Raw genomic sequence first — 20067 nt, 5'->3', positions numbered from 1 at the left:
CCACCGGGATGTCTTGCAGGCTGTTGCGTCCGGTCCGGACAGACAGCAAGATAGGGCAAAGTTCTGAAAATTTCATGCCATCACACCGTGGCCTGCCCTGCATGACATCGCAGGCGGACAGACGGCGGAGCATTCTGTGTCCGATACTACCCCCCTCATGACCCGCCAGCAGAAGGAAGGCCGCAAGCAGGACGTGTCCTTCACGGAAGTCCTCTCCTTCGTTGCAAGTCGCTGGCGTCACCATCCCCTGCTGCTATCGAAAACCCTTGGCGGCGTTGGCCTTGCCACGCTGGCGGATGTCTGCACGCCCATTCTGGCTGGGCGTCTGGTGGATGACATTTCCCGCCATGCTGCAGGTCCTGCCGTTGAGCAGACGGCCGAGCTTCTGCATCTGCGGGACGATGCGTTTCTGATGGTTACGGGACTGATCGTTCTGGGGCTGGTCGGACTGTTCGGGCGGCGCTCGTCCTTCATCGGGATTTCGCACCTGACACTCGCCATCATGCATCGTATTGCCAATCAGGCTTTTGATCGCGTGCAGCGCTTCTCGACGGACTGGCATGCTAACAATTTCGCCGGTTCCACCGTCCGCAAACTGACCCGCGGTATCTGGGCGATCGATACGCTCGATGACACGCTCCTGCTCCTGATTGCACCTGAGGTGCTGGTTCTGGGGGGCACGACGGCTGTCCTGATGTTCCGCTCGCCGCTCATGGGGGCGGTGCTGGCCCTGTCGGTCGTGCTGTTTGCCTGTCTCTCCATCATGCTGACCCTGCGCTATGTCGCGCCCACCGCCCGTGCTTCCAATGAATGGGACACGAAAATGGGTGCAGCGATGGCCGATGCCGTGACCTGCAACCCTGTCGTCAAAGCGTTCGGTGCGGAAGATCGTGAAGACGAGCGGCTCGACAGGATCATTCTCGGCTGGCGTGAACGGACGCTGAGAACGTGGATCCGCGGGACGAACAGCGCCAATCTTCAGGCTCTGGCGTCACTCGCCATGCGGATGCTGCTGATCGGACTGGCCGTCTGGCTGTGGTGGGATGGCAAGGCTGGCCCGGGTGACGTGGCCTATGTGTTGACGATGATGTTTCTCGTGCAGGGCTATCTGCGCGATCTGGGGCAGCAGGTCAGTCAGGTGCAGCGTTCGGTCAACGAAATGGAAGAGCTGGTGGCAATTTTCCGCCGCGATCCCGCCATTCAGGACGCTCCCGATGCGCAGAAGGCCCGCTTTACGAAAGGGGCCATCCGGTTCGAGCATGTGGAATTCCAGTATCCCGGACAGGCCAGGCCGCTTTATCATGACCTGAGCATCAATATCGCGCCGGGCTCCCGCGTGGCGCTTGTCGGACCGAGCGGATCGGGCAAGACGACGCTGACCAAGCTGCTTCAGCGTCTTTATGACGTAAATGGCGGCCGGATCGCGGTGGATGGGCAGGATATTGCGCATGTCACACAGGATTCCCTGCGCTCGCATATTGCCATCGTCCCGCAGGAGCCGATCCTGTTTCACCGGACGCTGGCGGAAAACATTGCCTATGCGCGCCCGGGTGCCAGCCGTGCGGAAATCGAGGAAGCTGCCCGGTTTGCAAACGCTGCGCCGTTCATCGAGCGTCTGCCCGAGGGCTACGAAACCATGGTTGGCGAGCGTGGGGTGAAGCTCTCGGGAGGCGAGCGCCAGCGTGTTGCCATTGCCCGGGCCTTTCTGGCTGACGCCCCCATCCTGATCTTTGACGAAGCGACATCCAGCCTCGATTCCGAGTCCGAATCCCTCGTGCAGGACGCCATGCGTCGCCTCATGCAGAACCGGACGGTCATCGTCGTGGCGCATCGTCTTTCCACGGTCATGGAGCTGGATCGCATTCTGGTCTTCAGTCAGGGCGAACTGAAGGAAGACGGGACCCATGCCGCGCTGATCGAGCGGGAAGGCGGGATTTACCGGCGTCTGTTCGAGCTTCAGTCCCTTGAAGCCTGATACGGGAGCGGAAAGGGAAGGGGTTTTTGCATCCTTTCAGGTCCGGCAGCGTTTCCCCCGTACTGGGTTTTCCCGGCCGGACGATGCATGCCCGACGGGAGCCGTACAGGAGACCGCCGCATGACCATCCGTTCCTCTTTCGCCGCCCTGCTGCTCGCAACGCCTGCCGCCCTGAGTGCGGGGAGCGCAATGGCCGAGCCGGTGGCGTTTGAGCATGCGCGACTGATTGATGGAACGGGGGCCTTGGCACAGCCGGATGCGACGGTGGTTATTGATAATGGCACCATCATTTCCGTCGGTATTCCTGCGCCAGCCCAGGTGCGGCATGTGGATCTGACGGGTAAGACGCTTATGCCGGCCCTCATCAGCGATCACGTCCATGTCGGGCTTGTGAAAGGTACGGGGGCCAGTCGCGATAACTATACCCGTGCCAATATTCTCGCGGCCCTGAAGCAGTATTCCGATTACGGCGTTCTGACCGTCACGGCGCTGGGGCTGAACCGCTCTCCGCTTTTCGATACGCTGCGGCAGGAACAGCATGACGGTCGCAATCCTGGTGCGGATCTGTATGGCGTGGATCAAGGCATTGGTGCACCTGATGGTGTACCTCCGGCAGCCATGGTGAAGGGCGTTGGTCCCGATCAGGTTTTCCGGCCCACCACGCCGGAAGAGGCCCGCAAGGATGTGGACCAGATGATCGCGGAGCATACGGATCTGGTGAAGCTCTGGGTGGACGATTTCCGCAATGACGTCCCTGACGGCAAGACCTATCCGATGCTGCCCCCGGCCATCTATCAGGCCGTCATTGACGAGGCGCATCAGCATGGCACGCGGGTTGCGGTCCATATCCATGATCTTGCCGTTGCCAAGGCCATCGTTGCCTCAAAGGCTGATATTCTCGCTCATGGCGTGCGGGACCAGCCGGTCGATCACGACCTGATTGCGGCGATGCTCCGTCAGGGAACGTGGTACATCGCGACGCTGGATCTGGATGAGGCGAACTATCTTTATGCAGAACAGCCTGACCTGCTTTCCAATCCCTTCGTGCTGGCAGGCGTGAACCCGGCCCTGCGTCGCCAGTTCACGGACCCGAAATGGCGCGCGGAGACGCTGGCCAAGCCGTTGACCAAGGCTTCGCATTACGCGTTGTCCGTCAATCAGAAGAACCTGGCCGTCCTGTATCGTGCCGGTGTGAAGGTCGGTTTCGGGACGGATTCCGGCGCCGCTCCGACCCGCATTCCCGGCTTTGCCGAGCATCGTGAGCTTTATCTGACGGTGCAGGCGGGACTGTCGCCTGTGCAGGCCATCAGTCTGGCGACGGGTAATGCCGCGGCCCTGCTGCACCTGTCCGATCGTGGTGTGATCGCGCCGGGTCGCCGGGCTGATCTGCTGATCGTGAACGGCAATGCTGATGAAAACATTGGTGCCGTGGACCAGATCGATCAGGTCTGGCAGCGGGGCATGCTTGTCAGCCACGGCCCTGTGCGTTCGAAGAACTGAAGAACGATTATCCGGCGATCCGGGCGCATGAGCGCCCTGAAACCAGCCGGAACATCGGTCCTGTCAGGGTCGTGGAAATTACGGCCAGAACCATCAGGGATGCGAAAGCGAACTCTGAAATCATGCCATGCGCATGCAGGATGGTTGCCGCAACGATTTCCATCAGTCCCTTGCACTGCAACAGCGAGCCGATCCCCAGCGCCTGCCGATGCGTCAGCCCCGGTGCCGGCGGGAAGATCCAGACGGCCAGAATCTTCGTGACGATGGCGATCACCACCAGCAGGAGCGAGGCTATGACGGAAGGCCAGGTCAGTGCATCGCCGTCGATCCGCAGTCCGCTATGGCCGAAGAACATGGGTGCCAGCCAGATCAGGGAGAAGGTGCCAACCGCCTCGACCGGCAGGCGGCGAACCCAGCGTGGTGGCATGAGCGCGCCTGCGAAATAGGCGCCGATCAGTTCATGCAGCCCCAGTTCATGGCTCGCCCAGGACCCTGCGGCGAGATAGGCGGGAACCGCCGCCCAGATCACCCAGATCGGCGGGTTTTTCAGGTTTCGCGTAGCCCAGCTGCTGAGAAAGGCCATACCGATCAGCAGCAGGACGGCCAACCCCTCGAAGCCGGTCCAGCCATGCAAAGCGTCAGGTCCGCGCGCTGCAAATTGCAGTATGGCCAGCCCGATCCAGAGCGCGGCATCGTCCACAACCGCAAGCTTGAGGGCAAGCTGTCCCACGGGACGGTACACGGGTTCCAGTTCACGCACGATTCCGATCAGAACCGGCAACGCGCTGACGGAAATGCACAGCCCGATCGACATGGCGCCGATCCAGCCATTCCCATGGGGGGCCTGCCAGCCATGCAGCGGCAGGAAAAACAGTTTGACCAGAACGGTGCCGATGACGAACGGAATTCCCAGCGCTACCAGTGCGCCGCACAGAAGGCGGCCCAGTGTCGGGGAGGGCAGGTTGGCGACCTCGGGCGCGTGGGTGGGGTTCTGCCACATCTCCAGCCCCGCGGTGAACGCAAGGACCAGAACGGCCAGCCAGCCGATGTAATCGCCGTAAAGCGAAGGAATACCAATGGTCGAGGCTGGAAAATGCAGGACCGCCAGAAGCATGCCGACCAGAATGGGCAGGATGGCAATCGGAATGGAGCGTCTGAGCAGCTGCCACAGTCCCCACGGAATAAGGACAAATATAAATGCATCCGCAAACAGTGCTGTCACATTCCCCATGACGATCCCTTTTTTGTTTCAGGTGCGTGCAGGATAACATGAAACATAGGGTTAACGAAAACTAATAACAAAACCTCAATAAGATATAAAAATACTTCAGAATTAAAACATACTGTTAAAATAATAATCGAGTTCGGAAAATCCGGGCTTCCGGGATGTTTTTCGGAAGCCCGTGTTTTCCTTATGCCTGGCTAAGCTTCTCGGCTTCGTCGATGTAAGCTCGCATGGCCAGATGTTTCTCTGCGGTATTCCAGAAATGGATGAAGCCACGGGGATCGGCAGGGTCCGTGGGGTGGTCGTAACCGCCTATCTGCGTGTGTGCACTGACAGGCTCGCCATCGAAATCGTTGAGTTTGTACAGTGTGTAGTTCAGCACGCTCTGATCATAGAACGGGATGGATTTGCGGCCATGCTGAGATGTGTAGCGGACCAGTGTCTGATAGGCGGCTCTGATGTAGCGGGCATGATCTGCCATGTTCGGTACCAGAAGAAGACCGCCATTGAAGCCACGCAGTCCTTCACATGAGAACGGATCGGCCTGCACGAGGGTGGATCCTGTGTGTTCCGATGTGGCGATCTGGTGAAAAGGCTCGATCTGTGCGCTGCATCGTCGGGCTTTGACTGCTTCGACAAGGAAGGGCTCAATCGGGCGGTCAAAAACGATATCAACATCCGAATACAGGATGGGCTGGTATTCATCGAGTAATGACGTGTTGAAGATCGTCAGACGGGCGCCGACATAGTCGAGCTGATCCGAGCCCTGCATCGGAATGACCTGAATCTGGCTGCGAAGGGCTTCAGGGGCCAGACCTTTCAGATGGTCCGCTTCGATGTTGCTGACGATCAGGATCGTGCCGTCATAGTTTGCCAGCGACCCAATGCTGCGGATGCATTCACAATACTGCTGAAGAGCCACTCCATGCCCGAAAACGACGAGGACGACGGCGGGATTGAGCAGAAACGCTTCATGAACTTTCCAGTCGTCGAAAAATATGAAGCGGGGCAGGTGTTTGGTGGCTGCGGCGCTGGTGAAGAACGCTTCCATTGGAAGCTTCTTTTCTCCGAATGTGACCTGGTCGAAATCTGACTCCCGGAGATTCAGCTTTACGATGGTGTCGCTGCCTCCCAGGACCCAGCGATGGCTGGCAACCCGTCGGGCGGCATGAAAAGTCTCGATATCGAGAAGCTTGAATGTTTCCCAGAGGTTGCGGTGCTCGGCAACGAAGTCAAGACCACCGAGATGGTTGGCCCGGCCGAATCTGCCACCATACTGAAAGCTGTAATGCCCATTGCCATGATACTCGGAGGTTATCGCGACAGTGGGGACGGCACGCGTGATGGTCAGTGTTTCAAGATCCAGCCAGCGATCTGAATTTCCCAGCGTGCAGAAGCCCTGGAGGCCGTTTCTGTCATAAAAACAAAGAACATCTTCAGGACGCGTAATGTTTGAAAGATCGCGCTGAACGATGCGCTCTCCTTCCACATGGAAGACTTTCAAATTGTGGCTGACCAGAATTTTCAGCATTGGTTCGCGCGCGCTTTCTTTGTGAATGGCGGGTCACAGCATCGCATAAATCATATTCGGAAACAAATAGTCGAAAACAGGAAACAAGGACTTCTGTCAGGGCCTCTTGGGGGGAAGACGGGAGGCAGATTGGAAGCTGGCATTATGATTTTCTGGTATTTTTTTGCAGAATTTGAAGGTATTAAGTGGTGTTTATTATATTTATTATCACTTCACGGCATGGATATTTTTAGTATTGCATCAGGTTATATTTTAATTTTTTAGTATATTTCCCTAAACTTTCTTTTGTTTTGAATTCTTGGTTTTCAAAAACTTCTGCTTGACTTTGAGTGCATATTTGTTTATTGGTGTAGTACATTCTGCTTTGTCTATAAAAGATCCAACCTGAGTAGGGCGCGGTTGTTGATCGATAAGCAGTTTCCATAAATAAAAATACCAAATGGCACTTCCGGGCGTGGGGTGTTTGGGCTTCCTTTTAAGTAGGGACATAAAAATGCTGACTTCTCTACGCAAATTTTATTTTATTGCGGCGATAGTGCTGCCGAATGTTTCCTGGGCCTCTCCTGCAATACAGTCATATCGCACGGAGACCGGGCAGTACGCGAAGACATTTCTTACAACCCCCCTGGATAGTGCCAACAAGCCTCTTGTCTCGACTTACAAAGGGACGGACGGGCAGTGGCATGCCCTGACTGTAAGCCAGCAGATATGTTCTCTTGGTAAGGACGGGACTCCCCAGATTTGTGATGATCTGACGAGTAACCTGATTGGGCAGCCCCTGGGTGTGGCCGGGCTTGATAGTAATGGAAATCTGACCGGGAATTTCACAGGAACGCTGAATGGGTTGAGTGTCAGTGACCTGATTGGTTCCGGATCTGTGCTTGCGCCCATTTCGTCTGCACTTCTTACAGTTTCTCCGCAGACTGTTTCTGGTGAAGAGCCATTACTCAGTGCGGGTCGTTTTCCGGTCGTCAGCAATGTGTCCAAATCAGCCGATCCGTTCCAGTCGCCGGATGCATTTTATATTGGTGGTCTCCCCACGCAGGGCTGGGATGCTACCGGGCTTCAAAAAAATGAGACTTCACGTCCTGGTTCTCTCGTAGTGGCTGGACAGCCCTGGGGGCCATTCAACGCAGCGACGATTGAAAGCCTGCTGATGGGATCGGGTGTGGATGCCCAGAATGGTGTGTGTGCGGCTGACTGGCGTGCTGGTGCGGGGCATTTTTGCGGTGGAGATGGTGTTGCTCAATATATTGGGGTGACAAATATTTCCGCGATGATCGTCGGGAATGTCAGCAGCTTTACGGCGACGTCTGTCATTTTGAAAACGCCCCTGACGGCGGCCCAGATGGCGCAGCTGCGTGTCGGCATGTACATCACCACCAACATGGTTAATGCAACCACGGTTCCTACGGCTGCTACGGATAGCTGGGGAAACCAGAAGCTACCCAACCCGAATTATTATCTCTCCGTTATTTCGGGATGGAGTGCCGATGGTACGACGATCAATGTTTCGGGATGGGATATCCCTTGGGCCAGCTCTCATGCTTCGGGGCAGATTCCGGGAAATCAGTCTGGAGACGCGCTGGATACCTGGACGTCGAATTACGGCTATCCCGTCGTTTTCATCGGGAATCCCAATAATGGTTCGGGACGTAACGAATACCTGGATTACAAGGGTTATAATGCAGGCGATGACGTAACGGGTGCAACACAGACCGTCGGCCAGGCTACTGCCACCGCGCATATGCTGAGCGGCGATGAAATGGATCTGCGGTACTGGGCGACGCGCCCCAATGAGGTTCACCTCGACGGTATTACGGTTTCCATAAATTCGGATAGCGGCGGTATTGGCCGCGAAGGCCTGTCCAAGGACAGTTATGCGATGGCTCTTTCGGGGGACATCCACAACATGTTGATCCTTGATGGCCCTGATGATGGCAACATCATTGAAGGCCATTCCTTCTATCTTCACGGGCAGCAGGGGGTTTCAACGGTCAACGGGAACGATCGCCCGATCCAGACCCTGTTCGGCTTCACCGGTGAAGTGGACGGAGACAGCGCCTATAATCTGATGGGCTGGGAGAAAAAGGATCTGCCGGACACCAACGGCATCAGCGGGGCGTCTTTCCATCTCGGCATCGTTGATAACGGGTATGCCAACACGCTCGATCCGTCCCAGAATGGCGCGGGTGAAATCGTGTGGAACCACAACGGCGCCAATGTCGGGGGGCTTTCGCTGTGCGGCGCTTCGGGTTGCGGTCTCGACGTTCGGGCTGACGGGCTGCTGACGACGACCCAGCAGCTTAACGCCAAGAGCGCGATTGCGATGACTATGGGGAGTCAGCTTCAGTTCATCCCGTCCGACAACAACGGATATTCGTACTGGTATGCGCCGCCGTCTGTAGGCGGTCTGATTCTGTCGGCGAAAACGTATCAGGGCGGCGATGCGTCGATCACGGGCTACAACGGGACGTTCACCGGTGCCGCACAGGTTACGGGCGATGTTACGGCTGGGGGTACTGTTCTCGGTAAAGGTGGCGTTAGTGTGGGGAACGGGCAGAGTCTGATTCTTTTCCCATCCACGGCCGGCGATTACTCCTATCTGACAGGAACGTCAGCGACCCAGATTTCTGCAAAAACGTCTGTTGGCGGAGATGCATATATTAGCGGGTATATGTTCAAAGAAAATCTGGTGACACCGGCCAGCAGTAGCTCTGCCTGTGAAGCGGGTCAGTTTACCGATGATACAAACTATCACTACGTCTGTGTTGCAAATAATACGTGGAAAAGAGTGGCGTTGAGTTCTTTTTGATTTAATTTTCAAGGCTTCATTTGAGAAAATGAAGCCTTGAATTGACATCATGAGATAGGATTTATGAATTTTGCTGCTCTGGTACGTTTATGAGGTCAAAGAATATTCTGTTATTTTCCGAGTGTCTTTCCCGGATATTTTCTGCCTGCAAACGGTTACGGATCAAGGCAGAGCGTTCCCGATATGACGTGTAGATGTTCTGGAGCACCTGCATCATTCCGGGCAGGTTCTTGAGTTTCTCCAGTTCCGAGAGGAAGGGTGCGCGACGGGCAGCCATCCATTGGTCTTCACCTGAACGCATGTCGTCAGAGATCTGGGACATGAAGTTACCAGTCCAGCCATCAACGAAGTTACGAAGATCCAGTCCCTGCTTTGAAGGGTTGTCGCCGCGATTACGGGATGATTTCCACATCCATTCTTCCGGAGACTTGTAAAAATAATGATAAATCCCGATTTTTTCGAAAATGATGTGGTCCGCAAAGGCCGCGCTTGCGGGGACTCCCGCTGGCGGTGACTGCCATGTGTGGGGCGTTCCGTCCGAGAGGCATATTGTTGTGGAATATCGGTATGACGCAACGGGATAGTGTGCCTGCGACTGGATGACCTGTGCCGGTCGGAACATTGATTTAACGAGGCGGCTGCCTGGATCTCCAATGATATCATGTCGCACGAAACGTGAGTTCCGCATCGTGAGGGGATCACGGAACAAGGTTTCCTCTCCTTCTGGGAGCGGTTCGGAGGCGACAAACCGCCAGTTCAGAGAAATGGCGTCGACCGGATGTGTTTCAGTCCAGAGGAGGTAGTCCTGAAGGTTTGAAAAGCGCTGTGGATCAAGGGCAATGAATTCATCCCCATCCAGAACCTGGACCCAGCTGAAGTCGAGAATGTCGGGGACAATGCTCAGGGCGTGGCCATACGCTTTATGCTGGGCAGCTTTTCCTGGTTTTATGGGGTTGTTGACCCAGGTAATGATGCCCTGTTCGGAAAGGGTTCGAAGAATGTCATCAGACTGGTCGTCATTATCGTTGCTGTACAGGAAGAACCATTCGATTCCGATTGCACGGTGGTAGGCGATCCATTCGAGCAGATAGATCCCTTCATTGCGGACGCATGCCAGAATTGCGGGGCCTCGCGTCGGAGTGACTTTGCGGCGCATCGCGTGAACACAGGCATGGGCGAAGCTGGCGATGTCCTTATGAAGTCCCGTAACTCCCAGCACGGTCTGGCTCTGGGGGCATTCATAACGTGAGACCGGCGCGATTTTTCCGTGTCTGTCGCGTTGTGAAATCCAGTGCATCAGAAGGGGAATGCCTTCTGATGCCCATGGGTCCTCCGGCATCTGCCGTGCCAGGGTTTCGCAGAGGACTTTGTCCTGCTGGAGCAGTGTCGCAATTTTCTCCAGGTTGAGAGTCGAGAGAAATGGGAGTGCCGCGTCCAGAAGTTCCGGGGTTCCGAAAATGGCTTCAGCGCGAATTGTTTCCAGAAGCGTGTTTACGGTAATGCCGCGTGCAAACAGATGCTCGAGGCGTTCCGCAAGCAGTTCCATGCGCTGTGTGATTTCGTTCGCCGCCAGGGACTCCAGTCGGAATAACTCCCATCCTGCAACGCTGCGACGGTTTCCTTCTATGCGAGCATATCCACTCTGCTCTTCTGGAATGATTGCAGACAGATATTGATCGAGTACCGGATGTAAAAAAGCCAGCTGGCTCTGTTCGGAATGATGTTCGAAACGGAGTGGAATGATATGTCCGGAAAGATCCGAAAGGGGGACTCTCAAGGGGACGGGATGTGTCGCCCCCACCAGGAAAACATGTGAGGGCATGGAGGGGATAGTGATGGCCACGACCGGGGAGCACAGTACGGGTCGTTCGTGTTCCCCAGGGATCAGGTTGCCCAGTTCCCCATGGTTTTCTTCACTGACGATGGGTGCGTTATGGAAGGTGATTATTTTATAAAATGCCGCCATCGTCGGTCAGGTCCTGTATTTTGAATCTACTTGATCGTTAATTTGGTCTCTTTTTTAGATCAAGAGATAAGGTTTTGGTAGGATCTAAATAGAAATCAGGTTGAGCGTGAAGTTTATAGTTTTTAAAATATATTAAAATATAAAAATATAGATACATAAAAATATAAGTATTTTTTTATAAAAACTTTGGCTTCAATGCGTTTTTATTTATCGAATTAATTAAATTTACTCTCCCGTATATTTCCTGTTTGAGGCGACTTTAATGTGGATCAGGCATGATTTTTCGCAAATATCGCCTCATTCATTTGTTTTCCGTTCTTTACGTGGACGTGTCCAGACAAGTGTTCAGAAACGCCGTCAGGGCCTGTCCGCGATGGCTCATGGCGTTTTTTTCGGCTTCCGTCATTTCCGCGAACGTCCGACTTTCGCCTTCGGGTACGAACATGGGGTCGTACCCGTGTCCATGATCGCCTCGTGGTGGCCAGACGACGGTGCCGCGACATTCGCCCTGCACGGTTCGTGTCTCGCCATCAGGCCAGGCCAGGCATAGTGCGGCGACGAAGAACGCCCGGTGATCCGGATTGTCTCCCATCTCCCGGTGCACGCGCTCCATCGCAACCTGCATGTCTTTCGTTGGCCCACCCCAGCGTGCGGAATAGACACCCGGGCGGTTGTCCAGCGCCGAAACGCAGAACCCGGAATCATCCGCCAGCGCGGGCAGTCCGGAAGTCTGGGCTGCGGCCAGAGCCTTGATGGCGGCATTGCCGGTGAAGGTCTCTTCTGTCTCTTCCGGCTCGGGCAGATCCAGTTCTGCTGCCGAGATTACGGTGATTCCGCTTTCGGCCAGCAGGGTGGAGAACTCGCGGAGCTTGCCAGCATTGTGGCTGGCGAGCACGATCTTTGCACCGCGGGAAAGTGTACGCATCATGCAGTCTCCAGCGCCTTTTTCTGGGCTTCGAACAGTCGGGCCGTGCCGAGCTTCGCCAGTCTCAGGAGTTCGAAGAATTCGCTTTCCTGAAACGGCTTGTCCTCGGCCGTTCCCTGAATCTCGATGATGCCACCATCTGCCGTCAGGACGAAATTCGTATCGGCCTGTGCGCTGCTGTCCTCGACATAATCCAGATCCAGTACGGCTCCGGCTTCTGTCAGTCCGCAGGAGACAGCTGCAACCTGCGCCGTCAGGGCCTGCGAGCGCTTTGCTTTTTTCAGGGCCAGAGAAAGCGCGACCCAGGCGCCTGTGATGGACGCACAGCGCGTGCCGCCATCCGCATTCAGCACGTCGCAGTCGAGCGTAATGGTCCGCTCGCCGATTTTTTTCAGATCCACGCAGGCGCGCAGCGAACGTGCGATCAGGCGCTGGATTTCCTGCGTGCGGCCGGACTGTTTGCCCTTGGCGGCCTCGCGTTGGCCCCGGCTGTGCGTGGCGCGTGGGAGCATTCCGTATTCCGCCGTGATCCAGCCCTGTCCCTTGTTGCGCAGGAAGGGCGGCACGCGATCTTCGATCGTGGCCGTGCACAGGACTTCCGTCCCGCCGACGCGGATGAGGGCTGAGCCTTCGGCATGGCGGGCAAAGCCGGTTTCGATGGAAACAGTGCGGTTTTCGTCCGGCGCACGTCCTGAAGGACGCTTGCCTGCGGTGTCGGTCATGTAAAAAGATCCTGCGGCAGAATATGTGCCGCCTCTACCGCGTTTGACGTGAAGGCATCCAGCCCCGACAGTTGGTTTTACCATGATGCGACCCCAGTCTCCCCTCTTCCGCCCCTCCATCCCGATGCCCCACGGACTGGGAGATCGGGAAGCCGCGATCCTGCGGGAAATCGTCGAGGAATATGTCGAAACCGGCGAACCCATCGGCAGCCAGACCCTCGCCCAGCGCCTGCAGCCCAGCCTGTCCCCGGCCACAATCCGCAATGTCATGGCAGAGCTGGCCCGCGCCGGGCTGCTGTTCAGCCCACATGTTTCGGCCGGGCGACTGCCGACCGAAAAAGGCGTGCGCCTGTTCGTGGACGGGCTGCTCCAGTTCAGTTCTTTGACGGAAGAAGACCGAGCGAGCATCGACAGCCGCCTCGATATCCATGGCCGCTCCTATCAGGACATTCTTTCCGAAGCGTCGTCTTTGCTGTCGGGCCTCTCTTCTGCCGCCGGACTGGTGCTCGCGCCCAAATCGGATGCCACGCTCAAACATATCGAGTTCGTGGCGTTGGGTCCGGGACGGGTGCTGGTCATTCTGGTCGGTTCTGACGGGCAGGTGGAAAACCGCATTATCGAGACCCCGCCCGGTGTTCCGCCCTCGGCTCTCGTGGAGGCGGGAAACTACCTGAACTCCCGACTTGGTGATCTGACGCTTGGCAATCTGCGCGAACGGGTCCGGATCGAAATGGATGCCAGCCGTCACGAACTGGATGCGCTGACCGCCAGCGTGATCGAGAGCGGGCTGGCGACATGGGACGCCGATGGCGGGACGCTGTTTGTGAAAGGGCAGGGGAAGCTGCTGGCTGACATTACCGAGATCGAACGCCTGACCACGATCCGCATGCTGTTCGACCATCTCGAGACGCAGGAGACCATGCTCCAGCTCCTGCAACTTGCCGATGCTTCCGAAGGTGTGCGCATCTATATCGGGCGCGAGAGCGGCATGTTCGGCATGTCGGGCGTGTCCATGATTGTGGCTCCGGCCCGCAACGAAGCCCAGAAGATCGTAGGCGCCATCGGTGTGATCGGGCCGACCCGCCTGAACTATGGGCGGATCGTGCCAGTCGTGGACTATACCGCGCGGATGGTCGGGCGTCTGCTCGGCTGAGGAAACGCGGAAATTCCGCCTGTCCCAAGCCTGCATCTTTGTCACGAAATGACCCTTTTAGACGGGGGCGACGGCGGATGCGGAACAATGCTATGCAGAAGCCATGACGCGACGTTCCTTCCGCTCCCGTAATCCCCAGGGCTCTGGCAATCCACAGGGTCCTGGCGCCACGCCGCCCCGTCCTCCCCGTTTCCGCCGCTACCGGCAGTCCCTGGCGATCATCGCCGGTGTGGGACTGGTAGGGATCGCCGGGGCCGGGGTTCTAGGCTGGACGACCTATGCCAAACTGGTGGCGGATCTGCCCAGCGTGGACAGTCTGCGCGCCTATCAGCCGCCGACTGTCAGCCGCATCTATGCTTCCGATGACCGTCTGATGGCGGAACTGGCCAATGAGCGCCGGATTTTCGTGCCGATCAACGCCATCCCCGAGCGCGTGAAGAATGCCTTCATCGCGACCGAAGACCATAATTTCTATACCCATGGCGGTGTGGATTTCATGGCGATCGGCCGTGCGGGCCTGACGGATATCTTCGCCCGCCACGGGCGCCGTCCGCTGGGCGCCTCGACCATTACCCAGCAGGTCGCGAAGGTCATGCTGCTCAACAGCAATGTCCTGAGCTTCGACCGCAAGATCAAGGAAGCCCTGCTCGCCATGAAAATGGAGCAGGTGCTGTCCAAGGACAAGATTCTCGAGATTTACCTGAACGGGATTTATCTCGGGAATGGTGCCTATGGTGTCGCGGCGGCTGCACAGAGCTATTTCAACAAGCCGCTTGATCAGCTCGATGATGCCGAGGCTGCTTCACTGGCCGCTCTTCCCAAATCGCCGACGAATTACAATCCGTTCCTGCACCCGCAGGCCGCGATGGCGCGGCGTAATCTCGTGCTGGACCTGATGGTTGAGGCTGGTGTGCTGACCCGCCAGCAGGCCGATCAGGAAAAGCAGGAGCCCTTGGTCCCCCAGCAGAAGCAGCGTTTTGGGCCTCTGCCGGATTCCGAATGGTTTGGCGAGGAGGTCCGCCGCCAGCTCATCGCCCAGTACGGGCAGGAGCGGGCGGCTCAGGGCGGTCTGGAAGTCCATACCAGCCTCGACCAGAGCCTTCAGGTCACCGAAACGCGTCTTCTGCATGAAGGCCTGATGAACTACGACCGCGTCCATAGCGGCTGGCGGGGGCCTCTGCGCAACCTGCCGGATATCCAGGATGACGGCTGGGAAAGCGCTCTCGATCACATTACCCCTCCCGGTGGCATGCTGCGCGAGTGGCGTCTGGCGGTCGTGCTGCCTGGCGCCACGCATGTGGGCTGGATCGAGGAAGGTACGGCCCGCAAAGGGGCACTTCTTGCGACGGATATGGCCTGGGCGCGCCGGATGCGTCCGCTTCGCGCCGGTGATGTCATCATGATCGAACCGCAGGAAGGTGGCTCAGCGGCTCTGCGCCAGATCCCGCAGGTTGAAGGCGCTGCTGTCACGCTGGACGTCCACACGGGCCGCGTTCTGGCGATGGTCGGCGGCTGGTCGTTCCATGAAAGCCAGTTCAACCGTGTGACGCAGGCCCTGCGTCAGCCCGGATCATCCTTCAAGCCGTTCGTCTACCTGGCGGCCATGGAAAAAGGGATTTCCCCCTCCGAACGCTTCGACGATTCGCCTGTTTCCTACGGTGACTGGCACCCCCAGAATTACGAGCATGATAACTGGGGCCCCACGACGCTGCACGATGCGCTCCGTGAAAGCCGCAACCTCGTCACGATCCGCGTGGCCGCCCATCTCGGCATGAAGGCCGTCGCCGATACGGCCATCCGGGCCGGGCTGGTGGCGCAGATGCCTCATGTGTTGCCTGCTGCACTTGGCGCCGTCGAGACGACCGTCATGCGCGAGGCTGCGGCCTACGCCACGATCGCCAATGGCGGCCATATCGTCACCCCCACTCTTGTGGACGACATCCAGGACCGTGCCGGAACTGTCCTGTGGCAGGCGGGTGGCCTGACGCTCGGCACTGCCATGCAGGCTCCCCCTGCCGAACAGCCTGTCCCTGCAGATGGCACGACGACGTCAGCCGCCCCGGCGACAGCTCCTGTAGCCCCTTCCGCAACGCCCACAACTCCCCCGCCGGGCAGTGTGGCCGTTCCGGCTCTGACGGACGGCCGGCCGGTTCTCGCCAGCGAGCAGAGCACGTTCCAGATCGTAAAGATGATGCAGGACGTGATCGCCCGCGGGACTGGCCGTATGGCCGGGGTGGGGATTGATCGTCCCATCGCGGGCAAGACGGGCACCAGTCAGGATTTTCATGATGCCTGGTTTGCCGGTTTCTCGCCCGATATCGTCACGGTTGTCTGGGTCGGTTTCGACACGCCCCAGACGCTTGGTCGTAATTCTGATGGCGGCCGCGTGGCCGGCCCGATCTGGAACCGGATCATGAAAGTTGCCCTTGCCAACCGTCCGAAGCTGGATTTCCGGGTGCCTGACGGTATCACGCTGGCCAGCTACGACACGGGACGTATCTCCGCGGTGGATGGCTTCAAGACCGATCAGGTTCCGGGTGCTTCCGTTGAACTGCATGGCTTCGGCGCAGGTACGGAAGCCCTGACCGCTGCCGATACGGGTGCGGACAGCGTGATTTCCGATTCCGAAAGCGATATGGCCCAGACGCCCGGTCAGGGCGGGGGAATGGCTGGAGCTGCGCCCGGAAGCGGCACGGCCGCAGCTCCGGGACAGGCCCAGAAACCTGCTCCGTCTGATGGTGACATCGGCGTGGGCGGCCTATACTAAGACGCACCAGAACAGACCGAATGGGGCGGTGACAGGCTGCCCTTTCAGTGGAGGACATTATGTCGGCCGAAACCGAGGCCCTTTCAGAGCAGATCAAGCAGTCGGTGGCACTGCTGAGGAGGCATCTTTGACTGGGATGTCGCAACAACACGTCTCGCGGAACTGAATCACCGCGTTGAAGACCCCGACCTGTGGAACGACGCGGACGCGGCCCAGAAACTGATGCGTGAGCGGACAACGCTGGCGAACCAGATCGAAGGGGTCCAGCGGATCGAATCCGAGGTCGAAGGCACGCTCGAACTTGTCGAACTGGCGGAAATGGAAGGGGACGACAGTCTCGTCCAGGACGCCGTGCAGACTCTGCGCGCCATTGCCGAGGACGTTCGCAAGCGCGAAATCGAAAGCCTGCTCTCGGGCGAAGCGGACAGCAATGACTGCTACGTCGAGGTGAATGCTGGCGCCGGTGGCACGGAAGCCCAGGACTGGGCCGAGATGCTCCTGCGCATGTACACGCGCTGGGCCGAGCAGCATGGCTACAAGGTCACCTTCATCGAAGGCAGCGAAGGCGAACAGGCCGGCATCAAGTCCGCTACCATTCAGGTGAGCGGCCCCAATGCCTATGGCTGGCTTAAGACCGAGGCTGGCGTGCACCGTCTGGTCCGGATTTCACCATTCGATGCGGCAGCCCGTCGCCAGACATCGTTTGCGTCCGTCTGGGTCTATCCGGTCGTCGATGACTCGATTGAGATCGACATCAACGATTCGGATCTGCGCGTCGATACGTTCCGGGCGTCCGGTGCGGGCGGACAGCACGTCAACAAGACGGATTCGGCGATCCGGATCACCCATATTCCCACAGGAATCGTGGTGGCCTGTCAGACGGACCGGTCGCAGCACCGCAACCGTGCCAAGGCCATGGAAATGCTGCGGGCCCGCATGTACGAGGCGGAACTCCAGAAGCGTGAAGCTGCGGCTGCCCAGACAGAAGCCTCAAAGACCGATATCGGCTGGGGACACCAGATCCGTTCCTACGTTCTGGCGCCTTACCAGCTGGTCAAGGATCTGAGGACGGGAGTGGAGAAGGGGAACCCGGGGGCCGTACTCGATGGCGCCCTGGACGACTTCATGTCGGCCTCTCTGGCCCAGAGTGTGGGAGCGACCCGCTCGGAAGCCAGCGCCTCAGCCCAGTAGGGCAGAAAGAGGGACTGCAATCAGGGCCCTGCAGGGTGTCAGAACGGAAAAACCGTTCTGACACCCTGTTTTTTTATGAAATCTGTCACAATGGGCAGAGAGAAATTGCGTTACGGTGATTCTCTGCGATATTTTTGGTCACATGACGACAGCCAGAACTGAAGAATATGTCGTCATTATGAAAAAATCGTTTCGATAAAGGCAATAACCCGCTTGACAGCATGCGGGTTAGACTGCCCAATCAGCATATCGGGTATGTCCTCAAAGCATGTGACGCATTTTATGGGTCTGCGGTGAGGGAACCCGAGGGAAACACAGAAATCGGGGGCACCGCACCCGGCAGATGTGGATCAACGCCGGTGTCAGTGAGGGGTAAGAAGGTTTCGACATGAAGAGCTACGCCGCACAGCAGCGCAAGCCGACAGACTACATTGTCGCGATCGTCGTGGCCGTGCTGGCTATGGGCGCCGTGATCTATGCGCTCATGAGCGGTGCCGTGAGCAAGCTGGTCCAGGAAAAGCCGCCTATCAAGACGGAAGTCATCAAGGAACAGCCCAAGCCGCCGCCGCCGCCGCCACCACCGCCGCCGCCGCAGATGGAACAGCCGCCACCGCCGTACATTCCGCCGCCGAAGATCAGCGTTCCGCCGCCGCCGAAAGCGGTCCAGCGGGTCACGCATGTCAAGCCGCCGCATCCGGTGCCGCCCAGCCCGACTCCGTCGCCAGAGCCCGTTCCGGCTCCGCCACAGGGTCCGCCGGCTGATGCAGTTCCCGATCATTCGGCTGGTGCACGACCGATCAACGGCGCACAGGCAGTCTATCCGGACGAAGCCATGGAAGAAAATCGCGAAGGTCACGTGACCGCATCGTGTGACATTCTTCCGACAGGCAAGACGGCGAACTGCACCATTGTGAGCTCAAGCGGTGGCCACGAGTTCGTGGAAAGTGCGCTCGACTTCCTTCGTCGGGCCCGTTACCAGCCCGCCGTCGTGAACGGCGCCCCGGTAACAGAGCATCATCACGTGCTGCACATCGACTTTACGATGGGCGACGACTGATCTTTCGATTGCCGTCAAACAGAATTGCCCTGTCAGGTTCTCCAAGCCTGGCAGGGCTCAGAAAAGGGCCGGTCTCCATATGGCCGACAACCCAGAAAGCTCCGAAAACGGGCATCTCTAACGAGGATATGGAGTTCATGACCAGACTGTTCCGCCTTCCTGCCCTTGCCGTTCCGACGAAGGCGCGTGCCGTCCGGGCCAGCGCACTGGCTCTGACGCTGGCCCTGGCTTCCGGTGCCGTTGCACCGGCCGTCGCTTTCGCCCAGCCGGCTCCGGCCGACCAGAGTGCTCCCGCAGCGGCTCCGGTGGATCCCTCTTCCAACCCGACAGCCCCGGCGACCGCCGCTGATCCGGCTGGCGCCCCGCCTACTGCAGCACCCAACGATGCTGGCGCTCCGGCAGGAGCCGCTCCTTCCGATAGCGCAGCTCCGGCAACGGCTCCGGCCGACGAATCTCCTGCCGCGGCCGCAACGCCGGGCGAGAGTGCAACCGCAACGCCGGAAGCTCCTGCTCCGCAGGGCAACCCGTATGGCCTTGGCGCCCTGTGGGCCAATGGTGACGCGATTGCCCGTGGCGTCCTGATCATCATGGTCATCATGTCCGCTGGTACCTGGATCATCATGGTCATGAAGTTCTTGGAGCAGGGCCGTCTGTTCGCGGCATCCAAGGAAGCTGCCCGTGAGTTCTGGACCAAGCCGTCCGTTCACGACGGTGCTGCTGCCCTGAAGCCGTCTTCCCCGTTCCGTTACATTGCCGAGACGGGCATCGTGGCTGCAGAGCACCACGAAGGCTCCATGCGTGACTCGATTGATCTGCCGTCCTGGACCGAAATGTCCATCTCGCGCTCGGTCGACACCATCAACACCCGTATGCAGGGTGGTCTAGCCTTCCTTGGTACGGTGGGTTCCACGTCTCCGTTCGTCGGTCTGTTCGGTACGGTCTGGGGTATCTATCACGCTCTGACGGCCATCGGCATCTCCGGCCAGGCATCCATCGACAAGGTTGCCGGTCCGGTTGGTGAGTCCCTCATCATGACGGCCATCGGTCTTGCTACCGCTGTTCCGGCCGTGCTGGGTTACAACCTGCTCGTCCGCCGCAACAAGGGTGCCATGGATCGCGTCCGCAACTTCGCTGCCGACATCCAGTCCGTCCTGATCGGTGGCTTCCGTCACGGCGTCAGCCCGGAGCAGGGCAGCATGTCCGTTCCGACCACCATCACCACCAGCGAGCGGGTCTGATA

13 protein-coding genes are annotated in these 20067 nt (G+C 58.3%); 8 read left to right on the top strand and 5 right to left on the bottom strand.

Going from position 1 to position 20067, the window contains the following annotated elements; all coding sequences use genetic code 11:
• The first annotated feature begins 157 nt into the window (after nucleotides 1-157).
• Together KP701_RS05490 and KP701_RS05485 are read left to right on the top strand one after the other, a co-directional pair.
• Complete coding sequence (locus KP701_RS05490; RefSeq protein WP_252345433.1) at nucleotides 158-1975, top strand: ABC transporter ATP-binding protein; 1818 nt, start codon at nucleotides 158-160, stop codon at nucleotides 1973-1975.
• Nucleotides 1976-2095: 120 nt separating this feature from the next.
• Nucleotides 2096-3475 (top strand): amidohydrolase family protein, encoded by a 1380-nt coding sequence (locus KP701_RS05485; RefSeq protein ID WP_215746236.1) that lies wholly within the window; start codon nucleotides 2096-2098, stop codon nucleotides 3473-3475.
• A 7-nt stretch (nucleotides 3476-3482) separates the two neighbouring features.
• On the opposite strand, the gene KP701_RS05480 is transcribed toward KP701_RS05485, so the two are convergent.
• Nucleotides 3483-4706, bottom strand: a complete 1224-nt coding sequence (locus tag KP701_RS05480) for a cation:proton antiporter (RefSeq protein WP_215746235.1) — start codon at nucleotides 4704-4706, stop codon at nucleotides 3483-3485.
• A 181-nt stretch (nucleotides 4707-4887) separates the two neighbouring features.
• Nucleotides 4888-6231: a glycosyltransferase gene (locus KP701_RS05475; protein WP_215746234.1), complete on the bottom strand. Its 1344-nt coding sequence runs from the start codon at nucleotides 6229-6231 to the stop codon at nucleotides 4888-4890.
• A gap of 439 nt (nucleotides 6232-6670) precedes the next feature.
• On the opposite strand from KP701_RS05475, the gene KP701_RS05470 reads away from it, so the two are divergent.
• Nucleotides 6671-9046, top strand: a complete 2376-nt coding sequence (locus tag KP701_RS05470) for a hypothetical protein (RefSeq protein ID WP_252345422.1) — start codon at nucleotides 6671-6673, stop codon at nucleotides 9044-9046.
• A 61-nt stretch (nucleotides 9047-9107) separates the two neighbouring features.
• Here KP701_RS05470 and KP701_RS05465 read toward each other — a convergent pair whose 3' ends face one another.
• The 3 genes from KP701_RS05465 to rph form a co-directional block, all read right to left on the bottom strand.
• Entirely contained in the window at nucleotides 9108-11012 is a 1905-nt protein-coding gene (locus KP701_RS05465; protein ID WP_215746233.1) for a glycosyltransferase family 2 protein, read from the bottom strand.
• 319 nt (nucleotides 11013-11331) lie between these two features.
• The gene (gene rdgB, locus KP701_RS05460) at nucleotides 11332-11937 is read right to left on the bottom strand and encodes an RdgB/HAM1 family non-canonical purine NTP pyrophosphatase (RefSeq protein WP_215746334.1); all 606 of its coding nucleotides are present in this window, start codon (nucleotides 11935-11937) and stop codon (nucleotides 11332-11334) included.
• On the bottom strand, nucleotides 11937-12659 hold the full coding sequence (rph, locus tag KP701_RS05455) for a ribonuclease PH (RefSeq protein ID WP_215746232.1): 723 nt from the start codon (nucleotides 12657-12659) through the stop codon (nucleotides 11937-11939). Before rph ends, rdgB begins: the two co-directional genes overlap by 1 nt.
• 82 nt (nucleotides 12660-12741) lie before the next feature.
• On the opposite strand from rph, the gene hrcA reads away from it, so the two are divergent.
• The 5 genes from hrcA (at nucleotide 12742) to KP701_RS05430 (ending at nucleotide 20065) form a co-directional block, all read left to right on the top strand.
• Entirely contained in the window at nucleotides 12742-13812 is a 1071-nt protein-coding gene (gene hrcA, locus KP701_RS05450; protein ID WP_215746231.1) for a heat-inducible transcriptional repressor HrcA, read from the top strand.
• Nucleotides 13813-13915: 103 nt separating this feature from the next.
• Entirely contained in the window at nucleotides 13916-16579 is a 2664-nt protein-coding gene (locus KP701_RS05445; RefSeq protein ID WP_215746230.1) for a penicillin-binding protein 1A, read from the top strand.
• Between the two features lie 59 nt (nucleotides 16580-16638).
• A protein-coding gene (gene prfB, locus KP701_RS05440) for a peptide chain release factor 2 (RefSeq protein ID WP_215746229.1) occupies nucleotides 16639-17770 on the top strand; the annotation gives its coding sequence in 2 pieces (ribosomal slippage) (nucleotides 16639-16707 and nucleotides 16709-17770; 1131 coding nt in all).
• A 388-nt stretch (nucleotides 17771-18158) separates the two neighbouring features.
• On the top strand, nucleotides 18159-18827 hold the full coding sequence (locus KP701_RS16530; protein ID WP_011252839.1) for an energy transducer TonB: 669 nt from the start codon (nucleotides 18159-18161) through the stop codon (nucleotides 18825-18827).
• A gap of 137 nt (nucleotides 18828-18964) precedes the next feature.
• A complete protein-coding gene (locus tag KP701_RS05430) occupies nucleotides 18965-20065 on the top strand; it encodes a MotA/TolQ/ExbB proton channel family protein (RefSeq protein ID WP_215746228.1) in 1101 nt (366 codons plus the stop codon).
• Nucleotides 20066-20067: the final 2 nt, after the last annotated feature.

The sequence above is a fragment of the Gluconobacter sp. P1C6_b genome (assembly GCF_018811945.1).
Lineage (GTDB): Bacteria > Pseudomonadota > Alphaproteobacteria > Acetobacterales > Acetobacteraceae > Gluconobacter.
The sequence above is the reverse complement of the archived record's forward strand: the minus strand, read 5'-3'. Positions and strand labels throughout refer to the sequence as shown.

Excerpts from the sequence above, each read along its gene's own strand:
- hrcA (WP_215746231.1), top strand. The coding sequence starts at position 12,742 with ATGATGCGACCCCAGTCTCCCCTCTTCCGCCCCTCCATCCCGATGCCC.
- KP701_RS05430 (WP_215746228.1), top strand. The coding sequence starts at position 18,965 with ATGACCAGACTGTTCCGCCTTCCTGCCCTTGCCGTTCCGACGAAGGCG.
- KP701_RS05475 (WP_215746234.1), bottom strand. The coding sequence starts at position 6,231 with ATGCTGAAAATTCTGGTCAGCCACAATTTGAAAGTCTTCCATGTGGAA.
- KP701_RS05465 (WP_215746233.1), bottom strand. The coding sequence starts at position 11,012 with ATGGCGGCATTTTATAAAATAATCACCTTCCATAACGCACCCATCGTC.
- KP701_RS05470 (WP_252345422.1), top strand. The coding sequence starts at position 6,671 with ATGGCACTTCCGGGCGTGGGGTGTTTGGGCTTCCTTTTAAGTAGGGAC.
- rph (WP_215746232.1), bottom strand. The coding sequence starts at position 12,659 with ATGACCGACACCGCAGGCAAGCGTCCTTCAGGACGTGCGCCGGACGAA.
- rdgB (WP_215746334.1), bottom strand. The coding sequence starts at position 11,937 with ATGCGTACACTTTCCCGCGGTGCAAAGATCGTGCTCGCCAGCCACAAT.
- KP701_RS05480 (WP_215746235.1), bottom strand. The coding sequence starts at position 4,706 with ATGGGGAATGTGACAGCACTGTTTGCGGATGCATTTATATTTGTCCTT.
- KP701_RS05490 (WP_252345433.1), top strand. The coding sequence starts at position 158 with ATGACCCGCCAGCAGAAGGAAGGCCGCAAGCAGGACGTGTCCTTCACG.
- KP701_RS16530 (WP_011252839.1), top strand. The coding sequence starts at position 18,159 with ATGAAGAGCTACGCCGCACAGCAGCGCAAGCCGACAGACTACATTGTC.
- KP701_RS05485 (WP_215746236.1), top strand. The coding sequence starts at position 2,096 with ATGACCATCCGTTCCTCTTTCGCCGCCCTGCTGCTCGCAACGCCTGCC.
- KP701_RS05445 (WP_215746230.1), top strand. The coding sequence starts at position 13,916 with ATGACGCGACGTTCCTTCCGCTCCCGTAATCCCCAGGGCTCTGGCAAT.